Source organism: Reyranella sp. (assembly GCF_004296935.1).
GTDB lineage: Bacteria > Pseudomonadota > Alphaproteobacteria > Reyranellales > Reyranellaceae > Reyranella.
Genome location: NZ_SCVH01000021.1, coordinates 48,978 through 67,973 on the forward strand (window position 1 = coordinate 48,978; position 18,996 = coordinate 67,973).

At 64.4% G+C, this 18,996-nt stretch carries 18 protein-coding genes; 10 read left to right on the top strand and 8 right to left on the bottom strand.

The window, feature by feature from the left end; genetic code table 11:
- Window positions 1-2 precede the first annotated feature (2 nt).
- Window positions 3-1,055, top strand: a complete 1,053-nt coding sequence (locus EPO55_RS02725) for an extracellular solute-binding protein (RefSeq protein WP_296334858.1) — start codon at window positions 3-5, stop codon at window positions 1,053-1,055.
- The gene (locus tag EPO55_RS02730) at window positions 1,052-2,737 is read left to right on the top strand and encodes an iron ABC transporter permease (protein WP_296334859.1); all 1,686 of its coding nucleotides are present in this window, start codon (window positions 1,052-1,054) and stop codon (window positions 2,735-2,737) included. The genes EPO55_RS02725 and EPO55_RS02730 overlap by 4 nt, the downstream gene beginning before the upstream one ends.
- A 336-nt stretch (window positions 2,738-3,073) precedes the next feature.
- Here the strand turns inward: EPO55_RS02730 and EPO55_RS02735 are convergent, their stop codons facing one another.
- From EPO55_RS02735 to EPO55_RS02745, 3 genes are all read right to left on the bottom strand, one after another.
- A complete protein-coding gene (locus EPO55_RS02735; protein ID WP_296334860.1) occupies window positions 3,074-3,391 on the bottom strand; it encodes a hypothetical protein in 318 nt (105 codons plus the stop codon).
- A gap of 126 nt (window positions 3,392-3,517) precedes the next feature.
- Complete coding sequence (locus EPO55_RS02740; RefSeq protein ID WP_296334861.1) at window positions 3,518-4,201, bottom strand: hypothetical protein; 684 nt, start codon at window positions 4,199-4,201, stop codon at window positions 3,518-3,520.
- The gene (locus EPO55_RS02745) at window positions 4,198-6,531 is read right to left on the bottom strand and encodes a hypothetical protein (protein WP_296334862.1); all 2,334 of its coding nucleotides are present in this window, start codon (window positions 6,529-6,531) and stop codon (window positions 4,198-4,200) included. The genes EPO55_RS02740 and EPO55_RS02745 overlap by 4 nt, the downstream gene beginning before the upstream one ends.
- Window positions 6,532-6,842: 311 nt before the next feature.
- Between EPO55_RS02745 and EPO55_RS02750 the strand changes: the two genes are divergently transcribed.
- Window positions 6,843-7,610, top strand: a complete 768-nt coding sequence (locus EPO55_RS02750; protein ID WP_296334863.1) for an SDR family oxidoreductase — start codon at window positions 6,843-6,845, stop codon at window positions 7,608-7,610.
- A 50-nt stretch (window positions 7,611-7,660) separates the two neighbouring features.
- Window positions 7,661-8,008, top strand: coding sequence for an FKBP-type peptidyl-prolyl cis-trans isomerase (locus EPO55_RS02755; protein WP_296334864.1), 348 nt, complete (start codon window positions 7,661-7,663; stop codon window positions 8,006-8,008).
- Window positions 8,009-8,096: 88 nt separating this feature from the next.
- Here the strand turns inward: EPO55_RS02755 and EPO55_RS02760 are convergent, their stop codons facing one another.
- Both EPO55_RS02760 and EPO55_RS02765 read right to left on the bottom strand, forming a co-directional pair.
- Window positions 8,097-9,071, bottom strand: coding sequence for a tripartite tricarboxylate transporter substrate-binding protein (locus tag EPO55_RS02760; protein ID WP_296334865.1), 975 nt, complete (start codon window positions 9,069-9,071; stop codon window positions 8,097-8,099).
- Window positions 9,072-9,219: 148 nt separating this feature from the next.
- Window positions 9,220-10,089 (bottom strand): phytanoyl-CoA dioxygenase family protein, encoded by an 870-nt coding sequence (locus EPO55_RS02765; protein ID WP_296334866.1) that lies wholly within the window; start codon window positions 10,087-10,089, stop codon window positions 9,220-9,222.
- Window positions 10,090-10,211: 122 nt separating this feature from the next.
- On the opposite strand from EPO55_RS02765, the gene EPO55_RS02770 reads away from it, so the two are divergent.
- Together EPO55_RS02770 and EPO55_RS02775 are read left to right on the top strand one after the other, a co-directional pair.
- Window positions 10,212-10,979: an IclR family transcriptional regulator gene (locus EPO55_RS02770; protein WP_296334867.1), complete on the top strand. Its 768-nt coding sequence runs from the start codon at window positions 10,212-10,214 to the stop codon at window positions 10,977-10,979.
- 129 nt (window positions 10,980-11,108) lie between these two features.
- Complete coding sequence (locus EPO55_RS02775; protein ID WP_296334868.1) at window positions 11,109-11,486, top strand: hypothetical protein; 378 nt, start codon at window positions 11,109-11,111, stop codon at window positions 11,484-11,486.
- A 24-nt stretch (window positions 11,487-11,510) separates the two neighbouring features.
- Here the strand turns inward: EPO55_RS02775 and EPO55_RS02780 are convergent, their stop codons facing one another.
- Window positions 11,511-12,827 carry a tetratricopeptide repeat protein gene (locus EPO55_RS02780; protein ID WP_296334869.1) on the bottom strand — a complete coding sequence of 439 codons (1,317 nt, stop codon included), beginning with the start codon at window positions 12,825-12,827 and terminating at the stop codon, window positions 11,511-11,513.
- A 106-nt stretch (window positions 12,828-12,933) separates the two neighbouring features.
- Between EPO55_RS02780 and EPO55_RS02785 the strand changes: the two genes are divergently transcribed.
- Complete coding sequence (locus tag EPO55_RS02785) at window positions 12,934-13,599, top strand: glutathione S-transferase family protein (protein ID WP_296334943.1); 666 nt, start codon at window positions 12,934-12,936, stop codon at window positions 13,597-13,599.
- A 144-nt stretch (window positions 13,600-13,743) separates the two neighbouring features.
- Window positions 13,744-14,619 carry a TauD/TfdA family dioxygenase gene (locus tag EPO55_RS02790; RefSeq protein ID WP_296334870.1) on the top strand — a complete coding sequence of 292 codons (876 nt, stop codon included), beginning with the start codon at window positions 13,744-13,746 and terminating at the stop codon, window positions 14,617-14,619.
- Window positions 14,620-14,624: 5 nt separating this feature from the next.
- On the opposite strand, the gene EPO55_RS02795 is transcribed toward EPO55_RS02790, so the two are convergent.
- Together EPO55_RS02795 and EPO55_RS02800 are read right to left on the bottom strand one after the other, a co-directional pair.
- The gene (locus EPO55_RS02795; RefSeq protein ID WP_296334871.1) at window positions 14,625-15,029 is read right to left on the bottom strand and encodes a VOC family protein; all 405 of its coding nucleotides are present in this window, start codon (window positions 15,027-15,029) and stop codon (window positions 14,625-14,627) included.
- Between the two features lie 21 nt (window positions 15,030-15,050).
- Entirely contained in the window at window positions 15,051-15,446 is a 396-nt protein-coding gene (locus EPO55_RS02800) for a heme-binding protein (protein WP_296334873.1), read from the bottom strand.
- A 49-nt stretch (window positions 15,447-15,495) separates the two neighbouring features.
- On the opposite strand from EPO55_RS02800, the gene EPO55_RS02805 reads away from it, so the two are divergent.
- Complete coding sequence (locus tag EPO55_RS02805) at window positions 15,496-15,624, top strand: hypothetical protein (RefSeq protein WP_296334874.1); 129 nt, start codon at window positions 15,496-15,498, stop codon at window positions 15,622-15,624.
- Between the two features lie 352 nt (window positions 15,625-15,976).
- Window positions 15,977-18,970 carry an adenylate/guanylate cyclase domain-containing protein gene (locus EPO55_RS02810; protein WP_296334875.1) on the top strand — a complete coding sequence of 998 codons (2,994 nt, stop codon included), beginning with the start codon at window positions 15,977-15,979 and terminating at the stop codon, window positions 18,968-18,970.
- The last annotated feature ends 26 nt before the right edge of the window (window positions 18,971-18,996 follow it).

Genomic DNA, 18,996 nt, shown 5'->3' on the forward strand with positions numbered 1-18,996 from the left:
CCATGCGCCGCAGAACGCTCCTCGCTTCGACCGCCGCCTCTACTTTCCTGGTGCCGTTCGGCGCCCGAGTCGTCTCGGCGGCGCCGCCGCCCGAGCAGATCACCCCGGCGCTGATCGAGGCGGCCAAGAAGGAAGGCAAGGTGAGCTACTACACGGCGATGGATCTCTCCGTCGCCGAGCCGATGGCCCGGGCCTTCGAGGCCAAGTACCCCGGCATCAAGGTCGCGGTCGAACGCACCGGCAGCGAGCGCCTGTTCAACCGCATCGCCCAGGAAGTGGCGAGCAAGATCTACAGGGTCGACGTCGCCAACAGCGCCGATGCCGCCCACTTCCTGCCGTGGAAACGGCAGGGCTGGCTGCAGCCGTTCGTCACGGTCGACATCGCCGAGAACGTGCCGGCCGAGCAGCGCGACCCCGACGGCACCTGGGTCAACCAGCGCACGCACCTGAGCGCCATCGCCTACAACACCAGCCTGGTGAAGCCCGAGGATGCGCCCAAGGGCTTCAAGGACCTGCTCGATCCCAAGTACGCGGCCAAGATGGTCAAGGCCCATCCCGGCTACTCCGGCACCATCATGACGGCCACCCAGCAGCTCGCGCAGGCGCTGGGCTGGGAATACTTCGAGAAACTGGCCAAGCAGAAGGTGCTGCAGGTCCAGTCGGCCACCGAGCCGCCCAAGAAGATCGAGGCCGGCGAGCGCGCCATCGCCGTCGACGGCAGCGACTATCTCTTCTGGATGGCCAAGGAACGCGGCGCCCCCATCCAGGTCGTGCACGCGGTCGAAGGCACGCCGCTCATCACCAACCCGATGGCGGTGTTCAAGGCCGCGCCCAATCCCAACGCCGCCCGCCTGCTGGTGGCCTGGATCATGTCGGCCGAGGGCCAGCAGTTCATCGTCGACCTGAGCGGCCAGTATCCCGCCAACAAACTGATCAAGGCCAAGGCCGGCCGGCCGGCGCTGGCTTCGATCAAGACCTTCAAGGAGGATCCCGCCCTGGTCGAGAAGCAGGCCGACGAGATCAAGGCCAGGTACGCGAAGATCTTCAAGGTATGACAAGGTCGCTCGACCTCTCGCGGCCCATCCTCCTCGCCGTCGCCGCGCTTCTCGCGGTGATGATCGTCCTGCCGGTGGGCTGGCTGGTCGTCTACAGCCTCTCCGACAAGGAGGGCGCCGCGACGCTCGGGAACTTCGCGACGCTGTTCACCGACCCTACGTTTGTCGACCCGCTGATCACGACCCTGATCATCGCCGTCTCGGTGAGCCTGCTGTGCTGCCTGATCGCCGCACCGCTCGGCTGGCTGGTGTCCCGCACCGACATGCCGCTCCGCCGGAGCGTGCGCACCCTGGTGATGGCCTCGCTGGTGACGCCGCCCTTCGTCGGCGCCATCGCCTGGGAGATGCTGGCCGCGCCGAACTCCGGCCTGCTGAACCAGCTCTGGCGCTCGATCAGCGGCATGCCGGCCGACGAGGCGCTGCTCGATATTTATAGTCTCCAGGGACTGATCTTCGTCATCGCCTGCTACACCTTTCCCTATGTCTTCATCCTGGTCGCCAACGCGCTCGACCGCATGCCGGGCGAACTGGAAGACGCCTCCTCGATGCTGGGCGCCAAAACCTGGGACACCGCGCGGCGCATCACGGTGCCGCTTGCCCTGCCGACCCTGCTGGCGGGCGCGCTGGTCTCCTTCCTGCAGGCGATGAACCTGTTCGGCTCGCCCGCCATCCTCGCCATCCCGGCCGGCTTCCACACCCTCACCACCCGCATCTGGAGCCTGTTCCAGTTCCCGCCCAAGCCCGAGCTCGCCGCCGCCGCCTCGCTGCCGCTCCTGGTCCTCACCATCCTGCTGCTGCGCGCCCAGGCCCGCGCGCTCGGCCGCCGTGGCTATGCCGTGCTTGGAGGAAAATACGGCGAGCCGCGCCTGATCCGCCTCGGCCTGCTCAAATGGCCCGCCGTGGCGCTCGCCATGATCGTGCTCGCCATGCCGCTCTTCCTGCCCTACGCGGCGCTGTTCAACTCGGCCTTCTCGCGCGTCGCCTCGCGCATCGTGAGCTTCGAGACCGCGACCCTGCACAATTTCCGCTTCACCTTCCTTGAACTCAGCTCGACCATGCCGGCGCTCAAGAACACCTTCCTGCTCGCCTCCTCCTCGGCGACCCTGGGGGCGCTGCTGGCGCTCCTGATCGCCTACATCGTCGCCCGCAAGGCGGTGACCGGCCACAAGGTGCTGGGCTTTCTGGCGACCGCGCCGCTCGCCATCCCCGGCATCGTGCTGGGCGTCGGCCTCTTCCTCGCCTACACGCGCCCGCCGCTCACGCTCTACGGCACGCTCTGGATCCTGCTCATCGCCTTCGTCACCATCGAGCTGCCGGTGGCCTACCAGCAGCTCTCCTCGGCCTTCCACGCCGTCCATCCCGAGCTGGAGGAGGCCGGCCGCATGCTGGGCGCCTCGCGGCTCCGGACGCTGGCCGACATCACCGCCCCGCTGCTGCGCTCCGCCGTGATCGCCACCTGGTGCTTCGTCTTCGTGGCCGTCATCCGCGAGCTCAGCGCCGCGGTCATCCTCTTCACCTCTGACACCAAGGTCCTCTCGGTGCTGATCTTTGACCTGAAGGAAAGCGGCGACGTCGGCGCCATCGCGGTGCTCAGCCTCACCATGGTCGCCATCACCACGCTGGTCGTGGCCGCCGCCAACCGCCTTTCGGGGACCCGGCTCCAGGCCCGACCGGTGTCCTGACTCTTGCTGGGAGCGCGCCACTCCAGTGGCGCATCTTTTCATGAGCATGAGCGCCACTGGAGTGGCGCGCTCCCAGCGAAGAGATGACCTCCACGACCTGTGGAGGTCCGATGTCCGCCCAAAACGCCTTCACCTCCTTGTTTCCGTTGGCCTTTCCCGGAGTCTCCGGGGACGCGCTGTGCGCGGCAAAAGCGTGCAAACTTGAAATCGTCTTCTGGAGAATCGCCATCTCATCGACTGTGACGGGATCGGACTCGGGACATTCTGTTGCGCCACAACCAAGGCGTTGAAGACAAAGGATAAGATGCCATTTCCTGTCGGCAAATGTGTCGAATTTCACGCGCGACTGTGACGGCGGGAGAACTTGCCGAGCACATGCATGAGCTGGCGGTCGTTCATGCGGTCGGGCGCCATCGCGAAATAGGCGCGCCGCCGCGGCCGGGTCGCCGCCTCGGCAAGGGCCGCCTCCCAGGCCGACGCGAAGCCGGGGAGCGTGTTGCGCCAGGTATAAGGCGTGGTTCGGTCGACATCGACGATGGCCGCGGCATGGGCCACCGAGCCGGTCTCGCCCAGCGCCTTCAGGAACGCCATCTGGCGCTCCCGGCGGCGGCTGAACTTGCGGCCGTTGCGGTAGGTCAGGGAAAACGCATTCATGGTGCCTCCTGACAGGAAATATAGGAAACGGACGGTTTCCTGTCAAGGACGCTCCGCCAACGACTTGCGCCCGCTATTACCTAAAAATGTGGCCGGGCTGGCAGGTTCGCGTATCGTAGATTGGAGTTAGTTGCGTCCACGTTCGAACAAGACATCAGCCGTTGCCCTGGTTATTCGGAGCGCGAAAGCGAATGCCAGCATGTAGGGCGCCCAAAAGAGTAGCAGTAGCTCTCCAGCACCCTTGTCCTTGAGCTTCCGCAAGCCAGCGTCATCGTCTTGTCTACGCACGACTTCGCGATAAGCGTCACGTACCAAACTTTGGTCGGAAAGGTGTACCCTGTCTGTTAGTTCGGCGGGTGGCTCGAAGGTAGATGAGACAGCACGGCTGCGGCGCTCAAGAACGGTAGAGACTGCTGCTTTCATCTTCAACGAATGCTCACATGCTAGTTTCGTTTGAGCAACGATCTCGTCGAAATTCGGCGGGGAGAATTCCGTTCGCCGCGCCACGTTTCCGCAAAGTCGGCCAACGAGGCTGTCTGCCATTTCGTTTAGGCGTTGCTCGGCATTGAAAAGCTGCTTGAAATTACTCTCCCAAGCTATCTCTGCGTAAGAGCGTTGCGACGCATAGGCATAGCCCAAGATCGAGAAGCAAGTAAGAAACAGCCAAAGATAGTCCGTCTTCTTCCACCATAGTTGCGGCCGTGGATTCCAAGGGAGCCATGGCGATACAAGCAATAGGTGGAGAACGGCACAAAACAGGACCAGCACCAAAATCGGGTACCAGACGAAGGTTAACAGCGCGTCGCTCATTTGGGGGCAGGCAGCGTTGACGGCGAAATAATATCCGCGATTTCGAGTAACAAGCGCTCAAGTCTTGCGCGGTCCACGCGCCTCATGGCGACATCAATTCGAGACGAAACATAATCATCGTAAGCAAAATTTTCGGCACGGGTTCGGACGGCGCTTGCGACGCTGTCTCGATCACCCTCCGCGAACAGGGGCGTCTTAGAAAGTCTCTTGGTTAACGCACCTTTCAGACCCATTTCGCCAGCCCCGTCGACATTCATTAACGCAAGCGTAGCAAATGCACAGATCGCATCTTCCGCGCCTGACCAGCGATTTTGGTGACCGCGACCAAAGGTCAATTCCATCAACACACGTTCCGCCGCATCGAACACTTCCGCGCACGAGCGATGGATAGCTGCCTCGGCTATCTCGAATAGCTCTTCGTCAAGTCTGTAGTTCTCAACGAAGTCCAAGGACGCGTTGTCGTCTGGCACCCATGACAACACTGACACTAAGTTGCGGGCGTTCTTTTTCAACGATTCTGCAGTATGAGGCCGGCATGAATCGGAAGTAGAGACTGCCATGAGCGTTCGGCAAACATGGCCGATCCACGAAATCAAGTCGCCAGTGAAATTTGAGCGCTTCTCAATTGCCAGGACGAAGACCGGTTTATGTCGCTGAAAGAGTTCTTCCGACCAATCTTCCAAATGATCCGCGATGCGTCTTGCCGCCAGATCATCTGCCTTCGTTGTGAGAAGTTCGTTCCCAACCTTCATCAACCAGTAGGGAAAAGTCCCTTCCGCTCGAAGCGAATAAATCGGACCAAGGTTGCTTCCATGAGTGTCGGATAGCGCCTTGTCAGGTACTCCATCGATGAAAATTGTGACTAGTAGTTCAATCCCTTCATTGATCCTCTTGGCGGCATACCCAATGTCGTGAAATTTGGAAACTAGAAGGCCGCAAAGAATGCCTTTTAATTGCTCCATGACCGTCATAGTGACCGGTCTAAGTTTCTCATGAGCGACGCCGACCGCGCCCAGCGGCGTCAGCTTCTCGACCACGGCCAAAAAATCATTTGGGTCACCGTTTGCCAACAGCGTGGTCGCAGCTATGCCCATTTGGCGGACACCGTTCATGACCACATCAGGCATGTCATGAGGCAATGTCGACGTCACGCCTTCACACAAATACCCGGCTACAAGCTTCGCGTGATATTTGCCGCCCGACTGACGGTCTCCGTAGTCGATGCGACTATAAATTACTACGAGTGAGGAAAGCGTCTGGAAGGCCAGCTCGACTCCCGTTTCGTCTTTCCGTGAAATCGCATCCCGAAGATGCTGCCGAAGGCGTTCAAGCGTCGAATTAACAAACTCATCCGTGACTAGCGGGCTGCCGCCAAAAGGTAGAAGAGTGAAGAAAGTCTTCCCCTTCGCATCGATATAGGCCGCGTTTATTTGGACGACCCCGACCAACGCCACGCGAGATACTTCGTGATCGCCCAGAACGCCGTGGGTCCGAGAAAACGCAATAGCATGATCAATGGAACGACGCGCCTCTATCGACCAATTGGGATTCGCCAGAAAAAAGCCCGCCCTCGAAACGTCATGCGAGGCAGGTTTTCCGTTTGAAGTCTCGTTGACAATCAGCGCCTTTACTCGTGTGGCGCGTCTGCTCCACCACCTTAGAGTCTTGGTGGCATGGCTGACAATCAAGCCAACTTGAAAAACAGGATTGATAAGTTCGAGCGCTCTACGATAGGCAAGAAGAAACAACAGAAATGATAGGGCTGAACCCCACCCGGCCACGAGAACACCCTCCGCAATTCGGTCTCCTGGAATGAGCGCTGTAGCCGCCACTAGGAAGGCTAGAATGAATGTGCCCCCAAAGTAGCCTAACAAAATAAAATCAGAGGAGAGACGACGAAACAGGCCATAAGGCATTCGCGCAAAATTTATCTGCACCGATATCATGACCACAGAGAATGCGATTGCCGTAGCGCCAACTAACGCACCACCGATGGTTCCCACCAGCGCACGGAAGATGGAGAGCTTGTCGCTTTGGTCGGCGGAAATCTGTTCGAAATATTGAACGAGGCGCGGTCGAAACCATGGAAGCGTGAAACACGAGGCCAAGACGGCTAGGATTGCCGCTGCCCACATCATTGCAGTCCGATGACGCCTTAAGAATGCCAAGCCCGCATAGTACGCGGACTCAATTCTTCCCATTGCGAGAATGCGTCGCCGCAAGAGTGCGCTATTCAGCGAAGCCAATTGTTCCATCGCGAGAACGCGCCGGTGCAGCACTGCGCTTTCCAGCGAACCCCACTTGAGTCTGACAACGCTGAACAGGCGCAAGAGTTCACCTCGAAATAGCACCCACCGCTATTGCGGGTGGTCGCGCTAATTCTACCACCGGCACGAGAGGTTGGCTCTGAAGTAGACAATCTCGCCCTGTGAATGCTTCCGGAGTTGGCTACACGTGTGCCGGTAGGCGTCGATATCAAGAAACTCTGGCGTCAGGCAGATCGCCAGTCGGGAGCAAACTTTGTCCATGAGATGATGCTGATCCAATTGGTCGAGGTCACCAGGCCAACAAGGCAATGCACGCTGGATTGGTGCTACAATAGTGACTGTGCGTTTTCGCAATGCAATGAAAGAGGGGAGACATGGGTAGGCTCGACGGCAAGATCGCGGCGGTGACGGGCGGGGCATCGGGGATCGGCGAGGCGACGGTCAGGCGTTTCGTCGCCGAGGGCGCAAGCGTGGCGTTCTGCGATCGGGACGGCGAGCGCGGCCAGCGCGTGGCGGCCGAGCTCGCGGCCGCCGGCGCCAAGATCGCCTTCACGCAGGCCGACGTCGGGACCGAGGCCGCCTGCCTCGCCTTCGTCAACGGCGCCGCGCAAAAGTTCGGGCGCCTCGACATCCTCGTCAACAACGCCGGCATCCGCAAATACGAGAAGATCGACGAGGCGAGTGCGGCGAGCTGGAACGAGATCCTGAACGTCAACCTGATGAGCTACGCCTTCTGTGCCAAGGCGGCGGTTCCGCTGATGCGCCGGCAGAAGGGCGGGGCCATCGTCAACGTCGCCTCCGTCCGTTCCGTCGTCGCCGGCGGCGGCAACCTGCAGTACGACACCACCAAGGCCGCGATCGCGGGCCTGACGCGGGCGCTCGCCGCCGACCACTCGCCGGAGGGCATTCGCGTGAACGCCGTGGGCCCAGGTCCGATCTTCACGCCGTTCCATGCACGCCGCATCGCGGCGGCGGGCGAAACCGTCGAGCAGTACAACGCGAGTGCGGCGAAAGGCACCATGATGAAGCGCCCGGGACGGGCCGAGGAGGTCGCCGCCGCGATCCTGTTCCTGGCCTCCGACGATGCCTCCTACGTCACCGGCGCCCTGCTGTTCGTGGACGGCGGCATGACGGCGATGTAACGCTTGATGCGCACGCGACCTCTTCACGCAAAAGCCCCCAAGGAAAAACCATGACGACCCCCTCCGGCCTGCAGATCATCGATACGACCGTCGGCACGGGCGCCAGCCCGAAGACCGGCCAGACCTGTGTCATGCACTACACCGGCTGGCTCTCCGAAGGAGGGGCGAAAGGCCGGAAATTCGATTCGTCCGTGGACCACGGGTCGCCCTTCGAGTTTTCCATCGGCATGAAGCAGGTCATCGGCGGCTGGGACGAGGGCGTCGCCAGCATGAAGGTCGGCGGCAAGCGCACCCTGATCATTCCGCCGCAACTGGGCTACGGCGCGCGCGGCGCCGGCGGAGTCATCCCGCCCAACGCGACGCTGATTTTCGACGTCGAGCTGCTGGCGGTCAAGTAAGCCCCCGATTTTGCGCCGGCGGCCGCGAGCGCGTCCGCCAGGCGCTGGCCGCGCTCGCCGATCCCCGATGCCTCGCCCGTCACCGCGCCTATTCCGGCTTGACGCCGGCTTCCTTGAGAAGCGCCGACCAGTACTTCACTTCCGCTTTGAGTTTCGCGGCGAGCGCGGCCGGCGTCGCCTGGTCCTGCGACACGGGTTCCATGCTGAGCTGGGCGAAGCGCGTCTTCACGTTGTCGTCCTTGAGGGCGCCCTGCAGTGCCCCCGCGAGCTTGTCGATGGCGGCGGCCGGCGTGCCCTTGGGCGCGTAGAGACCGTACCACGTCGTGATGCCGATCTCGGGGAAGCCCGCCTCGGCCGTCGTCGGCACGTCCGGCAGGGTCGCCACCCGGCGCTTGGTGGTGACGGCATAGGGCTTGATCTTGCCGGCCTGGATATTGGCGGTCGTGCCCGTGGCCGGCTCGCAGTAGACGTCGATCGTGCCGCTGAGCAGATCCTTCATGACCTCGCCGCCGCCCTTGTAGGGAATGACGGTCATCCTGGTCTTGGTCGCGCTCATGAACATCAGGCCGCACAGATGCGCCACCGAGCCCAGGCCCGAATGGGCGTAGTTGATCTTGTCGGGGCGTTCGCGGACGTAGGTGACGAGCTCCTTCATGTCCTTCGGGGCGAAACCGGGCTTGCCGACGATCGTCATCGGCACGTCGGTGATCAGGCCGATGGTCTCGAAGCTCTCCACCGGGTCGAAGGGCAGCGACTTGTAGAGGCTGCTCATGGTCGACTGGCCGACGTGGCCGAGCAGGATGGTGTAGCCGTCGGGCTTGGCCTGGGCCACGCGGGTGGTGCCGATCGTGCCGCCGGCGCCGCCGACATTCACGACGATGACCTCCTGCCCCAGGCTGCGCCGCATCGCGTCCGCCACGAGGCGGGCGATGATGTCGCCCGGCCCGGCGGCGGCGAACGGCACCACCAGCGTGATGGGGCGGTTCGGATAGTCCTGCGCCTGCGCCGTTACCGTGCCGCACAGGAGCAGGAGTGCGGCTGCGATCGATTTCCAAAGTTTCATTGTGACGTTTCCTTCCTCAAAAAACCCAACCTCATCCTGAGGAGGCGCGGAGCGCCGTCTCGAAGGATGGGCCGCAGACAAGGTGCTCGTTCCCACCCCAGGGCGGAGGTTACTCCGCCCGACGAGACGCATCGCTGCGCGATGCTCCTCAGGGTGAGGTGGTGTTTTCATTGGCCGAGCGCTTCGCGTGCTTTGCCTCTTCCTCGAGATAGCCGTCGCGGTAGAGGCCGACGGTGCGTTCGTGCATTTTTACTTCGTTTTCGCCCAGCTCGTCCTTCGGCCAGGCGGCCGGCTCGAAATTTCCGTGGCGATCGGTGCCGCGGACGAGAAGTGCTGCCTGCCGGACCGAACCGGCCGGCCGGGCGTGGGCCGGGATGTAGTTCAGCCCCAGGCCGATGCGGCGGTGCGACGAGGTGTTGGGTCCGGAGCGGTGCGGGCAGAGCCCATGATGCATCGAGAACCAGCCGGCTTTCAGCGGCATCGGCACCGGCGCGCCGTCATCGAGCGGCTCGGTGATGACCTGGCCGGCGCGGTTGACGCTGTTCTTCACGACCCGCGACACGTGGCTGAGCTGGCGCGGCTTGCCGCTAAAGGACAGCGCGTCCATGCAGCCGGCCGCTTCGCTCGCCTCGGTGAGCGCGATCCAGACCGTGACCTCTTCCCGGGGCTCGATCCCGTAGTAGGTCGAGTCCTGGTGCCAGGCGGCGATGGTGGGCGAGTGCGGCTCCTTGATGAAGAAGGTGCTGGTGAAGATCAGGATGTCCGGCCCCAGCAGATCCTCGACCTTGTCGAGGATGCGCGGGTCGCGGGCCAGCCGGGCGGCCCACGGCATCAGGAGATAGGGCATCGTCCGCCATTTCATCTCGGGATGGGCGTTGACCGGCGCGCCGAGCCACGCCTCGTAGCGCGCGAGGCCCTGCCGGCACGCCTCCAGTTCCGCCGCGTCGAGCATCGGGAACGGCGACAGGAACCCGTCGTGCTTCCACTGCGCGACCTTGTCCGCCGGCAACGCACCCATGGATCGTCTCCTCCTCGTTGACGCGGGCGGTTGCACGCCTCTATATTCCGGTGAGCGGGATTTGTTCCCGAAACTATCGCAAGGGCTGCGGATCGTTGTCAACAAGAGCAGACACGCCAGGAATGGACACTGGGGGCACGGTGGCGCGCACGCTTGCGGTGCTGACGGTCATGGCCGAGGCCGGCGGCTCCGTCGGCGTGACCGATGTCGCCACCGCGCTCGGCCTGCCCACCAGCACGTCGCACCGCCTGCTCGACCTGCTGCGCGGCGCGGGCTTCGTGGAGCGGGATGCCACGCAACGGCGCTACAGGCTCGGCCTGCAGTTCCTGCGAGTCGCCAGCCTGGTCACGCAGAACACCTCCTTCGCGAGCCTGTGCCAGCCGGCGCTCGACCGGCTCACGGCCGAAACCGGCGAGACCTCGATGTTCTGCGAATACCTGCCCGACCATCCCGCGGACCGGCACATGGCCGCCTACACGGCCAAGTGCGACAGCCCGCATTCGCTGCGCTACCGCATCGCGCTGTTCGAGCCTGCCCCGGTGGAGTGCGGCGCGTCGGGGCTCGCCATCCTGGCGTTCCTTCCGCCCTCGCTGCGCGCGAGCCTGTGCGCCGCGCCGCGACCGTCGCCGCTGACGGGCAGGCGCCCGTCGGGCCGCACCCTGGCCGAGTTGATCGAGTCCACCCGGCGCAAGGGCTTCGCCTTCAGCAGCGGCGAGAAGCTGCCCGATTCGGTCGGCATTGCCGTGCCGATCGGGCTCGCCGAGGAGCGGCCGGTCGGCTCCCTGACGCTGACGATCCCGCTCGCCCGCTTCGTGAGATCGAAACTGAAGGGCTATGTGGCGCTGCTGTCGGAAGAGGCCCGATCGCTGTCGACCGCGCGGATTTCCTGAAGGCCGCAAAACCCTGGTTATAAGCGGCTGACGGGAACCTATTCGCTTCCCAGGCCGTTGTTCGTCTTGAGAAGGACAGAATCATCGAGTGAGTTGGGGAACTTCACTTCCTGGCTTGGAGGAATCGCCATGTTGAGGCTCTTTCCGAAACTGATGCTCGTTGCGGCCATCGGCATCACCGGGGCGGCGTGCCAGGACGACGGCACTGCCGCACCGCGCGGCTCCTATCAGCCGGCGGCGACGGGCTACAATCCGTACTACGGCAGCGGCTACGGTCCCGCGCCTGCTCCATATGGCTATGGCTATTCGCAGCCTGCGCCGTACGGCTACGCTAATCAGCCGGGCAATCAGGTCTGGTACAACCAGGCCGATGGCCGTCGCTATACCACGGTGACCGTGACGAACCGCGGCCAGAACGGGTATCGCGACGACGTCGTCCAGCAGCAGGTCGTCTGCGGCAGCCAGTACTACGACGGCTACCGTACCCGCACCGCCCCCCGGTGCTGATCGCATTGACGCGCGCGTCCCCCGTCAACTTTGAGCAGCGACACCCTGCTCAAGTCCCGCGACCGGAAGCATCGCCGGGCCCGGGCGCCGGTCCGAGAGCAGATGCCGGGCCTCCGCCACGCGTCCGGCGTTGAGATACGCCCGCAGCAACGTCGCCTCCACCAGATCGACCTGCGCCCGGCTGCCGCCCATGCGTTCCCGCTCAGACAGCATGGGCACGATCAGGTCGATGGCCGCGGCATAGTCCTTCCGCTGGAAGGCGGCGAAGGCGCGCGCCACGGCGGGGATGGTGGCGCCGGAGGGATAGCGGCCCGCCTTCACCAGCGCCTCGATGCCCTGGATCCAGCCTTCTAACGCGGCGTCATCACCTGTGGCGGCAAACGCGAGCGCCACGTGCCAGTCGGCGAGGGAAAAGCCCGGGCGGGGAATTTTCGCGCGTGCGTAGTCCAGGAGCGTCGCCCAGCGCGCGGGATCGCGGGGGTGACCCGCCAGTTCCGAGCGCCACAGGAACGAGGCGGAATCAGAGAGCTTCTGATGCACCGCACCGCGATGATCGTCTGCGCAGAAGGCGTCGTTGTAGAGGCGAAGCCCCGCGTCCAGATGGCCGGCGTGCAATTCGAACAGGCCGAGGTGCCAGTTCAGGTGGCCGAACAACCCGCCGCCGCGATCGTAAAGCGGCAGCCAGTCGCGCATGAATTCGATGCCGCTGTCGCGCTCGCCGGTTTCGTAACAGAGATGGGCGAAGGCGTGGGCGGCATAGGCGTTGCGCCTGAACTGGGCCAGGGAACGTTCGATCCTGGGGCGCGCCGCGTCGTGCCGGCCGATTTCCGACAGCGCCATGCCGTAATGCGCCTCGAACCACCAATCCTCGCCGTAGTGCGGGGCGAGGGGCTCGAGAAAATCGATGAGGCCCTGTTCCCTGCCGGGCAGGCCGGACATGCCGATCAACCCGCCCTGGTTGGCGGCGAGGCTAAGGATCAGCGCGTCGCGCGGCCATGTCTCGACATGGATGCGGAGCGCTGCCAGGGCTGCGACGGCCTGGCCGGCGAACAGGTGGCGAAAGACATCGATATGGCTGGTTTCGCGCGCCGAGGCTCCGTCACTGAGGGCGAGGGCCGTGGCGAGGGACTCGCGCATGCCGGCAGCATTGCCCGCGAGATGGAAGGTGCGGGCCTTGCCGATATGGGCGAGCGCGAAGCCCGGATCGGTGGCGAGGGCGCGATCGAAGGCCGCGGCGGCGCCGGGGTAGACGGTCAGGAGAAGATTTACGCCCTCGACGTAGGCATCGCGCGCGGCGGCGTCGGTGGTGGAGAGCGGGAGGCCGTAGCGTTCCGTCAGCATTGGTTTCCGTGGTAGTTGTCCGGCGAGATACCCATCGAGCATGAGCCTGCGCCAGGGGGCCGGGGCTTTCAAGGCGCGGCATCATGCAATCACCCGGAGCCTGCCAATGACCATCATCCTTACCGCCTTCGAACGGTCGCCCGATGGCGGCAGGGGACTGGCACGCGATACGCGCGTTCGCTGGGCGCTTGAAGAAGTGGGCCAACCCTACGAGGTTCGCCTCGTGTCGTTCCGTGCGATGAAGGAACCCGCGCATCTGGCGCTTCATCCGTTCGGCCAGATTCCGACCTACGAGGAAGGCGATCTCGCCCTGTTCGAGACAGGAGCGATCGTGCTCCATATCGCCGAGCGCCATGCGGGCCTGTTGCCGTCGGACTCCGATGGCGATGCGAGTGCCCGGGCGCGCGCGATCACCTGGATGTTTGCAGCACTCAGCACGGTGGAGCCGCCGATCCTCGAATTTGCAAACGCCAGGCTTCTGGAGGGCGACAAGCCCTGGAGCAAGGAGCGCCTGCCTCTGGTCGAGGGTCGGGTCCGCGACCGGTTAAAACAACTTTCCGCGCGCCTTGGCCGTGCCGACTGGCTCGATGGCGGGTTCAGCGCCGGCGACCTGATGATGGTGTCGGTGCTGCTCAGGCTGAAACCGTCGGGCATCCTGGACGGAACGCCGAACCTGGCCGCCTACGTCGCCCGCGGCGAAGCGCGGCCCGCCTACCAGCGGGCTTTCGCCGCTCAGTTGGCGGTCAACGCCGGCAAGCCGCCGACCGCGTAGTCGAACAGCCGATACGCTCCTGGAGGACGCGGTGAGGATGCGGTTCGCCGGCAGGAGGGCCTTCGCCTGACGAAAAATCCGTGTTGGTTGTCGTGCGGACTTCCATCAGGATGACCTACGCGTTCTCCGCGAAGGGAGCACCTCATGACCGTCACCATCAAGCCGCTGACGCCCGTCTTCGCCGGCGAAGTGGGCGCGATCGACCTGCGCCAGGTGCACGATCGCGAATCGCTGGAGGCGATCCGCGCCGGCATGGACAAATACGCCGTGCTGGTGTTCCGCGACCAGGATTTCACCAACGAGGAGCAGCTCGACTTCGCCCAGCGTTTCGACGGCACGCTGCATGCCCGCACCTCTTCCTCGGCCATCGGCAGCAACCGCTTCGGCAACGAGGCGATCGCCGACGTCTCCAACGTCGACAAGGACGGCAAGATCCGGGACGCCAACAACCGCATGCGCGCCTCCTCGGTCGCCAACCGGCTGTGGCACACCGATGCCTCGTTCGTCGATCCGCCCGGCCGCTACTCGATGCTGTCGGCGCGCGTGGTGCCGCCAGTGCGGGCCGATACCGAGTTCGCCGACATGCGCGCGGCCTACGATGCGCTCGACGCGGAGACCCGCGCCACGATCGAAGGGCTCAGCGTCTATCACTCCATCGTCTATTCGCGCCACGTGCTCGGCTTCGACTTCAGCCCGGACGAGGCCGACAAGCTGAAAGGCGCGGTCCATCCGCTGGTGCGCACCATCCCCACCTCGGGCCGCCGCGCGCTTTATCTCGCCTCGCACGCCGCCCATGTCGAGGGCTGGCCGGTGCCGGAGGGAAGGCTCTTGCTGCGCGACCTCAGCGACCATGCCACGCAGCCGCATTTCCTCTATCGCCACGCCTGGCGGCCGCATGATTTCGTGATCTGGGACAATCGCTGCACCATGCATCGCGCCCGGCCGTTCGACGACAAGACCCACCGCCGCGAACTGCGCCGCACCACGACGCTCGACCTGCCGCTGCCTGTTTCGGCTTAGGTGTCTCAAGCTGCTCGATCGGTCGCCGTGCAGAAAAGCGCCAGCTTGTTGCCCAGCGGATCGCGCAGATAAGCCACGAAGAAGTTCTTGCTGTACCGGGCGCGGAAGCCCGGCGCGCCTTCGTCGGTGCCGCCCGCCGCAATGCCGGCGTCGTGCAGGGCGCGAACCTGGGCATGGCTCGGCACCCGAAAGGCGATCATCGAGCCGTTGCCGACCGTGGCCTCCCGCCCATCGTAGGGCTTCGTGACATAGACGGTGGGACTGTTGAAGCGATCGGGAACGTCGGGGAGCGTGTAAGTCACCGCGTCCTTCTGCTCGGCCTTCTCATAGCCCAGCGGCACAAGGACCGCCGTATAGAACCGCTCCGAGCGCGGAATATCGTTCGCACCGACATTTATATAACTCAGCATCGCTTTCTCCGTGAAGCAACGTCAGAGCTTTTCGACCCCGGCGCGGGCGCAATCCTCGTCTTCCTGTGCGGTCCCGCCGCCGACGCCGCAGGCGCCGATCAGGACACCCTGGCGGAAGATCGGCACGGCGCCCTGGCCATAGAACATGTGGTTGCCTTCGGCCGCGGCGATGCCGCGCAAGGTCGGATGGTCGGCACGCGGCGTCAGATCGCCACTGGGGCGTCCGAAGGCGGCCGAGGCCATGGCCTTGCCCTGGCTGCCGAAGGAGCCGGCCCACATGGCGCCATCCATGCGCTGGAAGGCAAGGAGCCGTCCGCCGGCGTCGCACACGGCGATGTTCATCTTCGCGCCAATCTGGTTGGCCTTCTCGATGGCGCCTTCGATCACGCGATTGGCATCCGCGAGCGTGAGGGTCATGAGGTCGGTCCTTTTCTTCCTTCTGGGCCTTTCCGGTCGGCAGGCAAATATGCTCTGTCAGCCGCCGTCGCGCCAACCGCGTCGCGGCATCGTGAGCGCCATCGCCATGCCGGCGATGTTGGCGAAGGCTGCGATCAGCACCGCGGTGCCGTACGCGCGGGTGATGTCGAACAGGTAGCCGGCCAGGACGGGCAGGCTGATGGCAGCCAGGCACCAGGCGACGTGGGTTCGCCCGGCGACAGGCCCGTAGTCGGCGGGCCGCTATAGTCAGCCCTCTGCCAGAGCACGGCTCAGCCGGTCCTTGGCGGACATCATCATGGGCAATCGCTGCCAGTTCCTGTGTTAAAGTTGTCTCCTCTCTGCGCGGATGGATGAGGCTCTTGATGGGCTGCGCTGGCTGTGGTTACGAGCTTTTGGCGGAATTCACTTTCTGCCCTCGCTGCGGTCGCCCGAAGTCGGCGCCGGCGTTGGAGCCAGCAAAGCCCGCAACGAGTGAGAAGAATCGGCAGACCGATGCCGACCGACGGCAGGTGACCGTTCTGTTTGCCGACCTCTGCGGCTTCACCTCACTCTCCGAACGTCTTGATCCCGAAGAGGTTCGCGCTTTCCAAACCGTATTGTTCCAGTCGCTTGGTCAGGCGATCACCCGTTATGGCGGTTTTGTCGTCAAGTACCTCGGGGACGCCGTCTTGGCCATCTTCGGCGCGCCGGTCGCTTCCGAAGACGATCCCCAGCGTGCTCTCGAGGCGGCGCTGGACATGCTGGAGCGCGCAGCAGCGCTGAACGATCCTTGGGCAGCGCGGCTCGGTCAGCCGGTGACCCTGCATATCTCCGTGCACACCGGGCCTGTCGTGGCCGGCAGCCTGGGTGATGGGGAGGGCGCCGCATATGATGTAACGGGGGACGCCGTGAATACGGCCTCCCGCCTTCTCGGCGCTGCAGTTCCTGGGGCCATCTTGGTCGCGGCCTCTACCCATGCTCTGACGCGGCATCGCTTCGAGTTCGAGCCCGCCGGCGAGGTCAGCTTGCGCGGCAAAGCCGAGCCGATAGTCGTCCATCGGCTGCTGGGCGCGTCGGCCGAACCGCAGTCCGCGCGCGGCCTGGCCGTCCACGGGCTCGACTCTCCCCTGGTGGGACGCACCAAGGAACTGGACCAGCTCCTCTCGGCCTTCGATCGCATGCAGAGCGGCCGCGCCCAGAGCGTGAGCCTCGCCGGCGAAGCGGGCACCGGCAAATCTCGCCTCGTCGGGGAGTTCCTGACGCAGCTCGGAATGCGCGGCGAGTTGGACCGCACGATCGTACGGCGGGTGAATTGCTCGTCGCTGGGTGAGCCGACATATGGCGTGTTCGCCGCGTTGTTCCGCGAAGGCTACGACGTCAAACCCGACGACTCGCTCGATGTGGCGCGGCAGAAACTTGCCGCGGGCCTGAGCGCGCTCGGCGCGCATCCCGAGATGGTCCAGGCGACGGCGCCGGTCCTGGGCTATCTGCTCGGCGTCGAGGAGGCGGGTCCACCCGACGTCGATCCCGAGCAGCTCAAGCGCCAGATCGTGTTTGTCGGCCGCACCTTGATCGAGCGCCGCCTCGAGCGGGGACCGCTGCTGATCATCGTCGACGATTTCCACTGGGCCGACGCGGCCTCGATCGACCTGCTGCGGGCCGTCGCCGATCACCTGGCGGCGCGTTCCCTTATGATGGTGTTTGCGCATCGCCCGGACTGCCGTTTGCCGGCCATAGACGGCTTCGCGCAAACCGCCATCCGGCTTGCCGCACTTTCCCTGGGTGAAACGCAGGACTTCCTCAGCGGCCTGTTCGGCCCGGCGGCGGACCCGGACTTCGTCCGGATCCGCGACCTCATCGCGATGCGGGCTGGAGGCAATCCGCTGTTCGTCGAAGAGATGGTCCGCAGCCTCGTGACCTCGGGCGCGCTCGTTCGTGATGGCGATCGATGGAGATGCGCCGCAGGCAGCGAGACGGCGAACATCCCGACGACACTCCAAGGCCTGCTGCTGTCGCGCGTCGACAAGCTTTCCGTCGCCGCGAGGCGCGTGCTGCAGGCGGCGGCCGTGCTCGGAATGACATTCGACGAAGCGATGCTGCGGGCAATCGCTGACGATGTGGCGGCGCCTCTCGGGTATCTGGTCGAGTCCGACTTCGTGCGCGACATCGGTCAGGACCACGACGGCCGTCGTTATCGCTTTACACACGCTCTCGTCCATGAAGTCGTCTATGAGAATCTGCTCCTGTCGCACCGCAGCGAGCTGCACGAACGTGCTGCCCGCGCGCTCGAACGCACCGTGGGCCCATCGCCGTCGCGGCTGAGCGATCTCGAGGCGCTCGGCCATCACTGGAGCTTTACGTCGGACAGCACAAAGGCCGCGCGCTACCTGGTGACCGCGGGTGATCGCGCGCGCGCCGTGTATGCCAACGAAGACGCCATCCGGCACTACGAACGGGCCTTGCGCACGCTTGCATCCTGCCTGGATTGCGGCAACCAGATCCGTCTCGTGCGCGAGCGGCTGGCCGATGTTTTCGCTCTCATCGGACGGCATGCCGACGCACTGGCCCACTACGAGGCTGTCTGCGGGGAACTCGAGGCGGCAAAAGACCAGGCAGGCGCCGCACGGCTTCATCGCAAGATCGGTGGGCTGTACTGGGAGGCCGGCCAACGCGAGCGGGCCAGCGCCTGCTTTGCGGCCGGCATCGGGCAGCTTGGCGAGGACGAGCATCCCATCGAGCGCGCGCACCTCTACCAGGAGATCGGTCGGCTGGCTTTCCGCGCCGGCGACAATGCCGATGCCATCGCCTGGGCGGAGCGGGCGCTTGCCGAAGTGGCGAAGAAGCACGCCGATTTCGAAACCGAGGAGGGCACCAGGGAAAAAGCCATGCTGCAGGCGCAGGCCTACAACACTCTGGGCGTGGCTCTGGCGCGGACAGACCAGCTTCACGAGGCGGTCGATCGGATCCTGCAAAGCATCAGTCTCGCCCAGGCGCACGATCTCCTGCAGGCGACCTGCCGCGGCTACACCAACCTCAGCGTTCTCTACAGCTCCCTCGACCCGCAGCGCAGCATCGAAACGTGTCTCAAGGGGTTGGAGATTGCCAAGAAAGTCGGCGATCTGGCCTTTCAGTCACGGCTCTACGCCAACCTCGCGGTCGCCTATTGCGCGCTGACCGATCGGTGCGAGGCCGAAGGCATCGAGGCGGCGGAAACGGCGATCGATCTCGACCGTCGGTTGGGGCTAGTCGACCATCTCGCGGTGCCCCTGATCGTCCTTGGACAGATCCGGCAATGTCATGGCGATCAAACGCTTGCCCTTGCCTCCTATCAGGAGGCGCTGGCGCTGGCCGAGCGAGTTGGCGAGCCGCAGCTCCTATTCCCTTGCTACGATGGCCTTGCTACGCTTCATCTCGATGCCGGCAACGAAGCAATGGCTGAACTTTACTTCGCGAAGGCCAAGCAGGTGTGTGAACGAGCTGGCGTGGAGCCGGACGCGCTGCTGGTTTTGCCGTTTCTCTGTTAGTATTTCAATTTGGCCGACGGTAGACG